General features: G+C 20.7%; 2 protein-coding genes. One reads left to right on the top strand and one right to left on the bottom strand.

The window, feature by feature from the left end:
* Positions 1-1237 precede the first annotated feature (1237 nt).
* Complete coding sequence (nadR, locus tag GFV14_RS03510) at positions 1238-2485, bottom strand: multifunctional transcriptional regulator/nicotinamide-nucleotide adenylyltransferase/ribosylnicotinamide kinase NadR (RefSeq protein ID WP_457914280.1); 1248 nt, start codon at positions 2483-2485, stop codon at positions 1238-1240.
* A 10832-nt stretch (positions 2486-13317) separates the two neighbouring features.
* On the opposite strand from nadR, the gene GFV14_RS03515 reads away from it, so the two are divergent.
* Positions 13318-13794 carry a CreA family protein gene (locus GFV14_RS03515; RefSeq protein ID WP_457914281.1) on the top strand — a complete coding sequence of 159 codons (477 nt, stop codon included), beginning with the start codon at positions 13318-13320 and terminating at the stop codon, positions 13792-13794.
* Positions 13795-17860: the final 4066 nt, after the last annotated feature.

Below are 17860 nucleotides of genomic sequence, written 5' to 3' on the forward strand. Positions count from 1 at the left end.
GATTCATTTTAAATTAACTGAAAATTTTCTATAACTTAAATGTCTATAAAATATTACATATCTATTTTAAAATTCTTTTTAGTAACTTATAAATAAGTATAAAAATTAACAAGCAATATAATTTTCACTTTTAATAAGGCTCAAATATTTTATAAGTAAACGGTAAGTTTAATAATAATTTATTGTAATGATTACTTCATCATTAGGCAAAGCATTCTTAAATACATATCAAGGGAATAACGAGTAATTATTTTCAGATTTTATTTATCTTGTTTACGCAAATTGTTATTAGAACCTATTTAAAATCTGTGTGTAACAACAAAATAACAAATTTTAAATTAAAAAAACTAAATTTAGATATAGAGTAATTTTTATAATTTTTATATTAAAATATTTTTAACTAACATATCTTAAATGATGTAATATTTAAGAATGGAATCTTATAATATAGAGGTTATAACTTTTACTATCTTACACATTTCTCCTAGAGAATAATAAAAACACTACCCTAATTACTACACTTGTATAATAATTATCTAAAAAAACATATTATTCATATATAAAAGTAATTTATATATTTTAAAACTCATCAAATTATTTTCACATTATGCTATCTAGCATTATTATCTATAAATAAGTAATCTTAAAACATCTATTCTGCACATTATTTAATAAAAATAAACTTTTCTATACTATAAATTTTAAATAATTCGTATCTATATGCTTAACACACTTATTTATAAATGAACATAAACATTATAGTAATAATACCCCAAGCGCTACTTATAAAAAATTTTTCACTACTATATTTTAACATCTTCTCTAAAAGAGAAGATTCTACGTTAGAATCTTTTTTTTCAAAGACAATCAAATAATACATAAACATTTTATATTTAAATTGTTTATGATATACTTTTATTTTCTTCAAATTAGTAATAAATTTTTTTAAAAACATTTTTAACTGAACTGATGTTTACTGCTAAAGACTTTCTCATTTCAACAAAAATATAAAAACAACCTAATATGTAAAATATTATCATTACTTACTAAGTAATATAGTAAAATTATTTCATTAAAAAAGTAAGAATAATTACTTTGACTTTTTAAAAGTCATAGAATATTTAAGAAATCATAAATATATTTAATAAACTTAGTATACTTATACTCAAGTATCATTTTATAGTCTTAAGTAATATTTTAAGTATAATGAAAAAATTTAAAATGTATATTTATATATTTATGTATTTATAGGTTGCTCATCAAGCATAAGTAATTTTTGAACAAGGGAAATGCATATTAAAAATCTACTCTCGTAATTTGGAGAGTGAACATGAACAAATTCAACATTATTTTTCTTTAACATTTTAACTAGTAAAGCTTGAAATTCATCACGATCATTCTCACTTCCTAATCTACGTAAACCATCCGCAACCCAGGGTGTATTATTTTCTAAAAGAATTACAAGATCAAACCGATACTCATCAATTAACGCCTGAACAAAGGGATGTTCTTTACCTTCATATCGCTTACAAAAAGCTTGAGTCGTAATAAAATCAGTATCAATAAAAGTAACTTTATTTGCATATTTAACAGCAAAATCAATATATTGTGCATGCCCTAACGCAATTTTATCATAATCAGAATATTGTAGTGCTATCTCGTTACCACCTAAATGAGACAATACATAATCACACCCGAACTCCCAAGCACTAGTAGTATTAAAAATATTAGCAAGCTTATTAACAAGGGTTGATTTTCCACTAGATTCTCCACCAATAAGAACAACTTTACGCACAAAAAAAGGCTTCACCTCAGTTGGAATATAGTCCCAATAATGAAAAGGTGCTTGACGAATTTGACTTCCACTGATGTTCATAAAAGTGCGTTTAGGATCAATAAGAATCGTCTCTACCCCTAAATTTTTTTTATACCTAGGCACATCATTAATTTCACCAGAATAAATAAAGTTTGGATAAATGTAGTTTTCTTTAAAAAAATCTTTCATTTTTTCACTCCATACTTTCCAACCGTGTGGATAAGGCTCAATACCTTTCTCGTCAAAAGAATAAATATAAATATTTTTTTGATACTTAAAAGTTTGCAAAAGCCAACGTAAACGGTCACTAACTGTAGGTTGAAGCGACATAGAGCTGTTAATAAAAATTTCTTTATCACGTAATTCATCATAGCAAAGAATAATATGTAGCTCATCGACTTGACTACACGCACGCTGAATTAAATAAATATGACCTGTATGTAATGGATAAAACTTACCAAAAACAATGCCAATTGTTCTTGGTGTATTCAAGCACTCTAAATTAAAAAAACGATGCAGTCTGGAAAGACTATGAGCGCTTGGATTTTTAATTTTATTATTAATCAACTGGCTGCAATAATTTTTAGCTATATTACAAGCATTAGAGACTTGTTGTAATGTGTAACCAGCCTGTATAATTAGATTTTTAAGATAACTAAATTCAGCCATTTAATTTCCTTTATGCATCAAATGTAATTTATCATACCTTGCAAATCTGAGTAATTCTTAATATCATAAACTGTTATATTAGTAGATAATTTAAATTTATTTTCACGTAATACAATTACATACTAAAATAATATTTTTCTAACTTATCAATATCTTTTAAATATGAAGTATAGAAAAAATTTCTTATAGCTTTATTTCATCAAATAAAAAAAATTAATAATAATAGAATGAGATATTTAGAAGAGTTCAAATATTGCATGATTAATCATATCTATAATTTTTATACGACTCATTATATAAATGAAAATACGTTGATCTGATATTTGATCATCTATAGATATACAAAAATTCGAATATAATTCTTAAAAACTGATTAAAATTATTGTAAAAAAATAAAAAATTATTACAGCTATATTTATCCACTCAAAATATAAAAATAGCGCATAAAATATTTATATTCTTAGAATATATTTCATTATCTCACTTGATATACCTTAAAAAATTAACACTAAAAAACTTTAAAAATATAGAATACATTAAATTTTATGATCTCAAAAAATTAGTTGAGTTTATCGTACATATTATTTAAATATTTTCATTTATGTAACTATAACCCACTCAGACATTAGCATTTATGCATACAAATAATTCCTGCGCAGAATAAAAACTATAACAGAATTGTTGATCCCTAAAATTGTTATTCAGTTATAAAATTATACAGAATATGCTGTGAGATCTATCTTAATACATTACTTAATATATAGAACTAACAACCCTTAATAATAGAAGTTTTACGAGTTGTATTTATACGTTAGCATTTCTAAATAAATCAAAAGTAATCTTAATATTCCAAATATTCTATATATAACCTTCATTAAGCATATTTTAACATTGAATTGACAAGATTAAATGCTATCTATGGGCATTGTTTTCAAAAGTGTTGTATAAATGTATAAATATTAAAAAACTTGTTTTTATTAAAAAAGCAGTATTCAACACAATTTATAAAAAAATCATTTTGATAGAATGTATTATTTCTTTTTTTGGAACAATAAGAATTTAATTTATTGCTATATATTAATTGATATCACTAATGTGAATGGATACGCATAAGACTCTCATTCTATGTTATGTGATTCTAACATAGAAATAACATAAATTTAATATTTTAATTAACTTTCAGAAGCTTTAATGTTTTATTTTTAAGTAGACAATTTCTTTTCTTAACTAACATCAATTATCTATTTAATATAAATATATAATTAAAAGTGAATAATATTTTAGATAGATGATTTATTTTTTAAAAATCGTTTCTCTTACTGAAAATAAATTTCACGAATTTATGTAAATAAAATATTTGATACTATTATAATGTTAATAATTATTTTATATCTTTACGAAATATAATAGATGATTAAATCATCATATCCTAAAGGACTTAAAATAAATAATATACTTTCTCTTACCATGTAAAGAAGAACAGTAATCGCAATTTTAAACATTGTGAAAACTAACGAAATAGAATCAAAGTATTTTAAAACTACGAATTTATATTAAACTAATAAGATTCAATTTAATTATATACATAACATAAAATACATAATCGTGAACTTGCATTGCTCTTGTAATATAATTTAATATATTTATTTGAGAATTTTTTGACAGAGTATGAATTAATGTTATTAAAATCAGTAAGATAATTAAAATAACTTTCGACTGTATATAAATAATCATTCACTACTACACAAAATCTAATTGCATTAAATAAAATCAACAGATATTGTAAAAATAAAATTATTATTTTACATCAAGTATTTAATAAAGTAGAATAAGATTATTAAATAGAACTTACCCCAAAAAAACTCACTCAAATTTTAAACCTATAGTCAAAAAGACATTATTTAAAAATAATCATAAAGATCTAGTTTAATTCAGGTAAAATGACTAAAGCTCCTATGTATTTTGTTAAATAATAATGATATTCACAAAGTAACTTAAGAGCACTTTACTTCTTTAATACTTCTTACATATATTAAAATTATTATATTGCCTTGATATTATAGATAGTTAGCGTTATTTTGTATAATTTAATCAGACCAAGAATCACTAGATTATTACTCTTCTAAATAATTTATGTTATATTAAGGCAGAAAGATGTTTATGAGAAGGATAAAGAAATATATAAATTACATATCCAAAAGAATCTCTCTATACTTTATTACATATATAAAATATAAAAAAGCATTATCGCTCTTCGTATTTTGAAGCTATAATTAAATTATACCTCAATCTTATTAGAACAGCATACAAGATAAAAAATATTAGTGCGAGATTAAACTATAGATTTAACACTACAATTTTTTTGATGTAATTTCATAATATCATGTTGATTGTGATGTTATTTCTAGAATTAATCTAATAAAAATTTTTAGATTTTTTATTAAGTTAAATAATGTTGAAGTCCTAAATTTTACATTAATAATTAGTTGTATATTTAATCTATCAAATTACCACTTTTAATTTTAAGTTGGTTAATAACAGTTTTTACTAGTTTCAGCTGTTGACATAGATCATTTATAAAACAATAACACTACGAGAAGTTAGTATTAGATACCAATATATTAATTCTAATATTATAGTAGTATCTACATTGTTTTTTAACAAATACCATTTTTATCTTTTAATAAATATACTGACGCTTTAAAACTTGCTATGAAATCTAGTTTTCTTAAATAACATTCTTAGTCACTTGAAAAATTAAATTACTATAATAATCTAAACTAGAAGTTTGTTAACATATTTAATTTTCATAGCTATTGAGTCAACAATTATTGAAATAGCTCTAGTAAATATTATCATAAAACTTTCTTTTAAACAATATATCGAATAAATACTTCTCCGATAATATTTTAATATGCAGTTAATATGCAGTGCAAGATTTCCAAAACTCATTAACTATCTGATAGTTATTTTCTCCATTAAGAAACAATAATAATTACTATTTATAAATACTGTTGAAAATAATTAATGTAATTTTATCTAATGTATATCTATATAATATAATAACAACTCTTTTTACTAGGAAGATAATTAAAAACATTTACACTTTTTACTGAAAGATATTAACCGCCCTGAATTATCTGTAAATCTTACTAAGTCGATAAGAATAAGTTAAACTTCCGCATATAAAAATCAACTCTGATAAGTAAATTAATATTTTATATATACATTATTACAAGACATATCAAAAACTAAAAAATTTATTCTAAAAAATATAAATCATTATCTATTACATAATAAGACTTTTCCTCTATAAAACACCAGTAAATAATTAAAAAAATGACAGATATATAATAAAACATTTACGTCATTTCATTTTTACATACTCGCAATGTTTCAAAAAAACTAACAAGTTCTAATAAAGTTCTATAAGATTATATCTTTAAGTTTTTTTAAAAAATTTTATGATTTGTGTTAATTAATTGATTAATTAATTAAATTAAAGTCATATAAAAATTTAACTCACTAATAATTAAAGCTAAAAACATAATTATATACTATAATAATATGAGTTTTCATTAGCTGGTTTAGTTTATTGCATTATATCATTTCGATTTTTAAAGAAGTGAATGAAGAATTTATAATTCTTATCATCTAAAACACTTATAAAAGATAAATGCTAATATTAGAATTTACTTTACAAAAAGAAAATTCATTAAAAACTCAAGAGATGCAGTTTTTTGAACTATAAGATAAATTATTGATAATAAATAATTTATTTCAACTTTTAAACGTTAAGTTCTTAACTTTATGACAATAAACAATAAAAAACATAAAATAAATATTCATACAAAGTCTTTAGAAATATATCACCAATGCACTAATAACAGTACTAGTATCCTATAAATTTTATCATTCTATATTTTTGAATCAATAAGAATGTGGAAACACACTGTCTTATAGTTCAATAAAAAAGATAATACTTTGACTATTTAAAATCACAAGTAAAACATACTTTTAATAAAAAGAAAATATCTAATCATCAATTAAATATGAAAAATAAAATAGATTATTATCAATATTTTATAATAAAACCATATACAAAAATAAGATAAACATGCTAGCTTGAAAACAATTAATTTTCTAATTAAATTAGAAAGAATATACTAACAGGTAAATAGTATTACATGATGAATTTTTTAATATATTCGATAAAATAAAAAATAATTTTCTCTATCGAGCATATTAACTGAATAATGTCTCTAAATTATGTAAATATATAGTAAAAAATCATGAATATAATAAATGTACTTCTTTTTAATTCAACAACGTTTTTTGGCAAAAAAATCATAATATTATACATTATTAAAAAACTTTTCTCCAGTTTTTTATTTAAGATGAATTCATTCAATTTAACACAAGGATACAAATTTCACTCTTTAATATCATTATGTTAAAATACGAATATGAAAATCATAATTTTACTGACAATCTTCGATAATGTTATAATTTTGTTCAATACTAATAAAGATCACTATTACCAAACTAACTTGAACATTTAATCATAAAATAATGTATAACTTCAATAATTCAGACTGATTCTTTCAGAAATTGTTAAAAAAGAACTGTATTCATCAATTTACCTCTCCACTATTTACTGACGATTCATCAACTGTATATTTTAATTTAATACTATTTTCAGTATTTTTAAGTTACGTATTTTAATTAAATTATTTATGACACACAAGAAAATAATCAATTCTATTGAGAATAATATCAGACGGTTTTCTACTGTATAGTAGTATTGTCTTTAAACTATTTAATAAACACAATTATCAGCATTATTTAGAAGAATACATGAAGATACAAGAACGAAATAAACGAATAATTTCACATATAAACTGATTACTAGTATTGTTTGTATCATCTTACAACTTTATTTTCATAATATAATAATTAAATCAACAAAATAATATTATTTAACGCAATTGTTAATAATATTCATTCAAAATAAAAAATCATTATTAATCAACTTATTTTCAGAAAATTAATAATTCATAAACATGGACTAATAAGTTATTTATCCTATTGTTCCTGAATCAACCAGATAATAATCACAATAATGTTAATTCATGTATTAATTATCTATGATACTAATGTTTAGCCTAAGTAGCATTAAATGAATTTGATTAAGAAAGTATGTATATTTTAACGTATTTATTAACAAAATCACAAAATGAGCACTAAATAATTTATAATGATTTAAACAATAAAATACACCGCTTTAGAAACATCATCAATACATTACATAATATTTGAAATAAAACGTAATGCTAATTTCATAAAACACTTACAGTTCTCGTCGTAGTTTTTAAAATATTTTTAGCTTGAATAGTCTTGGAGTGGTACTCAAAGTTCTTAATTGTCGTTATTCTATTCTGTTCATGTACTCCCTCAATGCTGTTTAATAATCTTGAGATATATAAATCAATTTAATTCAAATATGCTAACGTTTTTCACTATCTTATTAAAAAAAGATTTTAATAAAATTTATAAAGAAGGTTTGATTTTCGCATAAAGAAAATAATGAATGTTACTTTAATGTTCTCTATAGATAAGTATTTCAATCTATTTTACATTTATTTTTTACATTCAAAAAAAAATTTTATTAGCAATCTCATATAAATTAAAGAAAATCATTTAACAATTATATAAAAATATAAAATTATTGTATTTCTAATGGTAAAAATTCAAATAAATATATAATAAATAATATACGAAAAGTGTGAATCTATATTATTAATACGCTCTTAATATAGTGTTTACATAAATAAACAATTTCAAAGATAAAAATCATTTATTATTATTTTCTATAGCATTAAAATAAATAGGATTTTAATTATACCTTACCTTTATCAAAAAACTTCTAATATTTTTTTCTTAATACTATTAATAATATTATTTTAACTGTTAGCATGAGTCGTAACATACAATTTTACCATAAAATATAAAATAATATTTTATTTATTACTGATGAAGATTATTTCCGTAATTCTCTGATGAGTTTCTAAGAAAATAGCTCTTCTGTCGACAAACAAAAAAATCATATAAAATTGCAAAATGCCTTCTTTCAGAAAATAGAAATTTCATTTAATAAATATCTACTACTACAAATATAGTATAATAGTAAAAATAGCGATCATGTTTATAGCAGTCCATTAACTAAGTCAAAATAGTAAAATAGATATAATCTATTTATATAGATAGTATGTAGTAACAATTTCTAATCATCGTATTTTAAAAAAATTGAATATATAATAGTATCGCATATAGTGTACGATCTATAAGTTCATGAAGAATGATATGAGCATATTAATATAATCACTTTTATGAAAAACAGCTTTATGCAAAAAACTATAATATATATAAAATTTATGTTGTATACTTTATATTTTCATTTTATTACATAGGTTAACTAAATTTAACTACCACTCGTCATTAATAAAATATGAGTGCATTTGGATATGATTATTAATATGATATATTATTCTGTTATACAATATTAATAATATACGCTCCATGCTAAAATAGATTATCTTTAAAATTATGAATCACTTATTAATTATTGTATAATTACTAAAATATATAGTGTAGTTCATATAGTTGATATTTTAGAAAAACTTACTATAAATTTAACCTAATAACGCTAATATGATAAAAAAATCGTACTAGCTATTTATACAAGCATTGTTGAAAATTAATATATAATCAATAACAAAATATTCAAAATACACTTAGTACAAAGATCTTAATCATGCATATTACTTACATAATGAAAATTTCTTTTCCTTTTATGTATAAAATAATTCATTAAACATTATTAAAATAAAATTTTCATAATATAATTTTATATAAGTAATAAATACAGCCAGTTAATTATTAATTTTAACTTGAAATAAAATTCTTCTTTCATTTATCACTATTATTATATATAATAAAATAAGAATATAGATCATGCATCATGTTAAAAAAGAAGAGAGTAATTAATTTTCATATAAAATATCTTACAGTCAAAAACTGCTACTAATATTAATAAATATTATAAATACGTCTCTTCTTTAAAGAGAATGTTTCTTATTTTTTGTAAAATTATAGTTCATGTTTTGAAGAGAAAACTCGAAAAGTAATTAATAATCTTGAATTCATTATTTTGGATAGCCTTTCAATTCATATACTTCATGAAAACTGATGGATCTTTTCTGACTAGCCTGATGATACAAACAATATTATATAAATAAGTTTTAAATTACCTTTAGTAAGCTAAAGCACATAATTAAATAGTTTATACACCCACTTAATTATATTATATAACTAAATTTCATCCAAATCAATTGTTATCACCATTTAATATTTAGAATACATAGATTTATTATCCCTTAAAAACTCAAATTATGAGATTAATACTAATTAACAGTTCGCACTATTATAGTTCTTTTTTATATATTGTAAGTGTAATATTTATTGTTATGATAAATAAAAATCAATTATTCAAATGATATTATACTTGCTTTAACAAATAAAGACTTAAACAAAAGGCATATAGTTTTTAAAAAAATAATAGTAATAAACAATTCGCAATAACTTTGCGTCAAGCAACTAAATCTTAGTACATCTAAAAATCTTATGTATGATTTTTATACAAAAAAATAAAAATATAAAATTCATGAATTAAAGAAAAATATTAAATATTTCTTTTTGTTCTTTTGTATTCAAAATATTTTCGCTTTAATAAAATATATATTCAATATATCACACTTATAAATTATATTAAACATATAAAATTTATTATGTTTTTTAATGTAAATAATTTTCTGAGTACATGAAACATACCATTTAAAAATATTTTACTCGAATCATTATTGTCTTTTACACCAATTATCTGACATTTAAGTATATTCAGGCTACAAGTTATTAATCTACTTTTATTTATAATGTGATCTATCATTTTATTAAAATTTCATGGCTAAACTTTTAACATGAACTTTTCTTATTATTTAATAGAAGAAATCTTTTAATCTTAATAACTAGTATATTTCATTAGTTCTATCTTTTATAAAATACTTACCATAAAAACAATTATCAAATATCTTATTACTACAGTTACTATTAAGATATCAATAAAGATAATAATATTTTAACACTGTCTCATAATACTTTATTTTATTTATAAGTTTTTTCAAATATTAGAATAGCAATACATAGCATTATACTAGAAAATAAAAAGTGTTCTAGCAGGAAACTAGTATTCGAATATATAAAAAACACAGATACATACTATACTTATCAACTGCAAGAAACTACAGTTTATAAATGTTAACTAACATAAGAATTCATTTTATTACAATATATTAAAAATATTATAACAACTGTAAGTTCTTCTTGTTGTACAACGATATATAAAGATAGTGATATTTGAAAAATCAGAATCATCTTTTAACTACTTAATATAATTTGTAACATATGTTAATAATAGTTAACAAAAATTTATAGTAACATCACTAAATCATGGTATAATAATTACTATACATTAACAGCTTCATACTTTTCTAATCTTTTAGAAAGGTATTATGAACTCTATTTTATATTGTAACAAAAAAATCTTCTTCTCGAGTCATGTTAAAGCCTTTCGATAATGTAAAATAAGATTAAATGAAGTTTTATTAAAAAAATACTCTTACATCTATATGATTAGATCTATTAACATAAACCATAAAGATTATTTTAAAATATTTATATTTTATTTCAGCAAGGTATGATGTTATTGATATGAAAATTGCTTATAATTCTCATTATATAATTTGAACATAAATTTATTTAATAAGCGCTCGATCTTCAATTTAGTCAGTATCTAATAAGTCATCTATTTCTCAAGATCTTTATAATTTTTATATTTAATAAAAACTAAAGATGATTTCAATTTTTATTAGTTAATATTTACACATCTTATCATTCGTGAATAAATAAGTTAATTTGTACTTTTGTCTATGTAGTTTCATTAATACCACATTATAACTCGTATTTTTATAAAATCTTATATTTTTCTACGTATCCGGTATTAACTAAAACTTTTAGTGCTATTAAACATTATTTTATGATATTCATGTTAGTATTTTTATCTAATCTCATTTGTATTTAATAGAACATTAAAAAAATAAAATACATAATTTTAATTATATCGGTATTAATCTTTATGTCTATATATTAAATATTTTAGTTATTGTTAAATACATACTGGTAAAATACTAATAAAATAGATCTATATTATGTAATGTATTTTTGTTGATAATAAAAAATAATATTAACTTTTAATCTTGCTCTCGTATCATCATTAATGATGATAATAAGAATATGAAAATCTATATAAATTATTAATTTATATTAAAAGATAACATAGTCATTAAAATTGATCTTAGTACGACACATACAATAACTCTTGAAAATACAAAAAAAATTAATTTACTTACGATATGATCAAAAAAATAGTATAAAATTTTATCAAAAATACTAAAATAAATATTTTTCTTGAAAAACATTATAGAAGAATTATATGGATAAAATAATTTCTTTAATATATTCAACTAGAACTCTAATTATTAAAAAATAACAGAGTAAACATAGTGGTTTCTAAAAACTGTATTTTTAGTGTTCTTGTCTATTACGCTTTCTTAAAATATTTGTGAAATTAGTTACTTTACTTGACTTACTTGAATATACAAAAACCTAAAACATATAGTTGCTATTAAAGATTTTCATATGATACATTGCATGTTAACAATTAATATTACAGAAAAAAATAATAATTAATAAAACATAAGATTATATTTTTTGTTAGTATAGCATTATTTAATATTTTGACATTTATAATGCTCTAAATCATCATCTGAACCTCGACATACCACTCAGTATAAAATCTTTAGAAAATATATACAATATTACTGCAGAAAGTAAATTTTATATATCTTAAGTAAAAATCTCATCTAATTAATATAATTTATGTTATTAAACATGCATATATAAGTTTTAGTATTGCTATATACACACAATCTACTATCCTTAAGTGTTATAAATAAATAAATACAGCCTAAAATACTGAGAAAAAATTAAAGAATCTTTCATTCATTTATAAACATGTATTGATTTTTCTTGATAATACAGTAAATAATGTGTTCAACTAAATTACTTCTAATTGAGTTAATCGTTTTCTTGCATTTTTGAGGCGTTCGTAGTTTAAATGTTTTTGTTTAACTAGAATAATTACACAATACTTGTTACATATAATTTATCATCATAATAATAAAGAGTGTTAAAATTATAAACGTTTCTTACATAGGTATCTACATTTTTATTAGTGAGCATAACATTTTAATACAATATTAAAATTAGAAATAAAAATATAACAGTTGCGAGATGACAGAATGAAGACATATTCCTTTAATATAAATTATGATTACTTGGTTTATAATATTATTAATATCTACTTAAAAGTTATTTCGAAAATTCTTCCTTAAGCATGACATTATCGAATCACGATAATTAAGAAAAGATATTACGGATCTAAAGTAAAAACAATAAATAATATTTTTTGTAATATATTATGTATTGCTAGTTAATGTAACTACAAAAATAAATATCAATAAATAATATTATTATGTTATACCAACATTATCGTTTGTATTTCTAAACAATAGGTTGTATATGTCATTGATATTGTAAATAAAATATTATTTTATACTAGGTCGAATATAGCGTGTTAATTAAAAAGGAAATCCTGTATGCGTTTATGTAGCGTGAAAAAAATATTGCTAATATTCCTACTGTCTTTATTACCTTTTTCAGTGTTAACAGAAGAAATTGGCTCCGTAGATACTGTTTTTAAAATATTTGGACCAAACTATAGAATTATAATTGAAACGTTTAATGATCCTGAAATTGATAATATCATTTGTTATTTGAGTCGTTCAAAAACAGGGGGTCTTAAAAGTAGTATTGGTGTCTCTGAAGAGACTTCAGAAGCAGCAATTTCTTGCCATCAAACCGGTCCTGTTAAATTAACTGATCGTATTAAACGAGCACAAAAAAAACCTCAGGTTGTATTTCAAAAAAGAACTTCTTTAGTATTTAAAAAATTACAAGTCGTTCGTTTTTATGATTCTAAACGTAATACATTAGTGTATTTAACTTATTCCAATAAAATCATTGACGGCTCACCTAAAAATGCATTAAGTGCTGTACCGATTATACGTTGGTAGGCCTTAAAATGATTTGAATCATCCAATCATAATACGTATTTTTTATTATTTACAATAGTAAACTATGACATTAAATATCTATAATAACACCATAAAATCGTATTAATGATTTCCAATATATTAGGTATTTGATTACAGTATTTTTAGATAAGTCGGATAATAACATTCACTTTTATCACCTTCTATAGGTTTATAACTGCTTGTTTTAACAAAATTAGAAAATAAGTGTTTTACTGTTTGTTATAAACAAATATCAAATAACATAAAACTACTGCATAATAATTGATATTACTTACTTAAGTACGCATATGACTAAAACAGTATTCATATGAACCCAAACTGTGAAACATATAATCCTCACATTAAAAATGATCAGAGTTATTTAAAAATGCATTCTAAATAAGTTACAAACATATAGAGTAACTTCATTAAAAATAATTAGCTGAAGTAATAAAGTCACATCTACTCATTTCAAGAATAAAGCTTTTATTAATGTTATTACGACAATTGATTATTACCTATAACATTAAAGAGATACGTTTACTTATTATAATTTACGTATAAAAAAAGACACTTCACTGGTAAGTTTTAATATAATATAACTTCAATGAATTTTATATTGAAAAGAATATAATGTATTTATTTAACATATACGAACTTCATCAATTACATAATTTTCTGATTGAAATATATTTTTAGCGTATTAGATGTGATAACGTAATCTTGAATAAGTAAAATCTTTTGAGTTGTATATTTACTAACTACAATACTAAAAAACAATATTGAAAGTTTAATTCGCCATTATATAAAACAATTTCAGTCACTTTATAAAAATGCATTTATGATATTTTTAATACTAATATTTTAAAAAAGTATAATATACTACTATATATCATCTAAATAACTTTTATTAATAAAAACCATACTAATTATAAATATTAATTATTTTATTAAAGATCAAACACACAATCCAACGTATTAGCTTAAAAATTCTATATAGTATGTTCCAGAAAATAGTAAAATATCAAATTTTAAATCTGCAAACTACAAGTTGATATTCTTATATCTTATTTATAGTTTTACTATATTATTAAAATTTTTTTAAAAACTAAAATATATCTCTTAATATTCAATGCTTAAAATCATATTCAAAATATAAAGTTGATTATATTTTTATATATCAACAACATATTCCTTAATATAAGAATAATCTATAACTATTTTATAATGGTTGGTGTCTGAGAACCTATTAAAATAAATTTTATAGATAAGTATTGTATTTATTTTATAGGAATGATAACAGTCAATAAATGCGATAGGAGTCAAGATAATGTTTCATTAAGTAAATGTATATTTCTCAGACAGAAAATATATACCATAAAAAAATCAATATTTATTATATTTTTATACACTGCTTTTGTATTCTGAAAATCTATGTACAATTTAAGCCATGTTCTAAAATTTTATGTACTAATATCGTCATACTCATATATTTAATATAAAAACGCTAGTAATTTACTAGGTATATTTAATATAAAGATAGAAGAAATAGATTTTTTTGAAATTCGTATAAAACAGTTAAGACAAAATATAATTTTATAATTATTGATATATAAATATTCAAAAAACAGAAGTTAATTTAAAAAATTTAATACAAATAAAATATTTTTTAATATCTCACAAGATAAATATTAAGGTAATATTATATTCTGATATAATATTTATAATGCGTATTAAAAAGAATTATAGCATATCTTGTATTAATTATAAAATTGTTTTAAAATTATTATACAATTGTTTGTTATATAATGCTCTAACAATAAGGTACAGTTTTAAAAATTTTTATCTAAATATTACACTACTTTTTATATCACCTAATATATAATTTTAAACAATTAATTGCATCATGTCTCAAATACAACAACTTTTGATTAATTATCAAAATAAATACATACAAATGATGGTACTATAAAGATACTAATAGAAAAGGTTATATAATATTGTAATGAATTAAGTAATAAATAAGCAGAAAAGAAACTTATGTTTATATCTCTATAAGGATAATAAATACATTATTTATAAACATTCTCTGAAAAACATTCTTAGATATCATATTGAATTCACATCATTTATTCAGAAAATATTATTATACATACAATTATCAAGAATCTATAACAAGCTCACATATCAAACTTACACTCTAAATATTACTGTAAGTTTGATGAACAAACAAAACTTATATCTTTAAAAGATAAAGAGATTTATAAAATTATTAAAAATTGCATAATATTTTATATAATTATATAATATCGTAATCTTATATAATAATATTTTTATAAAATACATTAGATTTTAGCTAAGCAGGTTATTAACTGTTTATCTAAATTTTATTTAGTAGAATATAAATAAAATCATAATAATCAATTACGTAACTATTGTAAATTTCGAAAAACAATAACACTAATAACTTTAAAAGCCACTTAATGATGTAATAATAGAATATTAAAATTATCAATTTTACTATGATAGTAGTATAAATCATTGATGTTATCTACAATCAATTTTTAAATAAAAAATTAATAAAAAGCTTTAAAATAAGCTTTTTATAATAAAAGCATTCAATTAACGATTATTGTTCTATCTAGAAATAACTAACATTTTTATTATATTGTAGTATTTTATTGTATTTTTTAGCAAAAATTTCGTTTACTATTCAGTATTTATATAAAAATTCTAGCAGAAACAATTTTTTTCTAGATTATACTATTATAAAAATAGTTACTATTTATTACATTTTATCTAAGTTTGTAATCATATTATAAACAAAAAGAACTTTCAAAAACAATAAAAATATTTTTTATAATACTCTTTTTAATGCGCTTCTTCTTATTAGCTTGCCACTAATTAGATAATAAAAATCTACGCATAATTTATCCAAACTAGATTTTTTCCATTATAAATTCATGTACTAATTATTTATTTATACTATCCATCGCTTATTATATTATTTTCTGACTCTAACATTATTCATGATCTGTATGTTACTAGATAAAAGATAATCTTCAAAATATAAAAAATATTAGTGTATTATACATAATAAATATCAAGAACACACCAGATAATATCTATTAATATACTGATTAATGTCTTCATTAATTTCCTAAATTCAAATTAACATGTCATATTTCAGAAGAATGTTCATTAATGTTTAAAATGTTATAATGACTATGATAAAATACATAAAGATAGTTCTATAAAATCAAGAGAAGATATTTTTCGGATCAAAAACCGGAAATCAAAACAGCTATTACTCAGTACTTACTAAATAAAAATTATATTCACTAAATACATTTTATATTCTAATATCTAATTATAAAAAACAAGAATATACCTTTAAACATTACTAAGGCAATATCTTAGATAGATTATTAATAATAGTTTTAAGTGATATTTAATTTATACATATGAAGAAAATGAAAATTTAAATAAGAAATCAATTATCAATTTATCATACCTTCTCGTAGAATTCCTAATAGACTTATAAACATAATATTAATAACTATTATTCATTTCATATAAAGAATTTTCATAAGAAAATATCAATTGAATTCAATGAATATATTGATAAATAACACATAATGTTGATATATTTTATATATTATTACTCTAATGATTTAGATCATCAAGCATTGAATATAAATAAATAATAAACATTATATATATTTCAGAATACAATCATAACCGACATAATTATCAAAAAAGATTTTGAGAGAATACAATAAAATAAAATATAAACTTAATCATGTGATACATGTTCATTATAACCTTAAGAATAGTTATTCTAAATTAATTTAAAATAAATTGTACATAATTTTAAAAAAGAAATGAGCTTACTTTAATAATATTTATTAATATTAAATTTTTTCCTGATTATAAAAATAATAACCTAAGAAATAAAGCAACACACATAAATGATTCACTGTCATCAGTGGAAAAATTATAATACTATTTTAAAATTGTTAAGTGCATCTATGAAATTTAAAGTAATTTAAAAATCTGACTATTT

It is taken from the genome of Candidatus Hartigia pinicola (genome assembly GCA_020541205.1).
GTDB classification, from domain to species: Bacteria; Pseudomonadota; Gammaproteobacteria; order Enterobacterales; family Enterobacteriaceae; genus Hartigia; species Hartigia pinicola.

What these genes read in the sequence shown, in the direction of transcription:
- nadR (WP_457914280.1), bottom strand. Translation starts at nt 2,485, where the DNA reads ATGGCTGAATTTAGTTATCTTAAAAATCTAATTATACAGGCTGGTTAC.
- GFV14_RS03515 (WP_457914281.1), top strand. Translation starts at nt 13,318, where the DNA reads ATGCGTTTATGTAGCGTGAAAAAAATATTGCTAATATTCCTACTGTCT.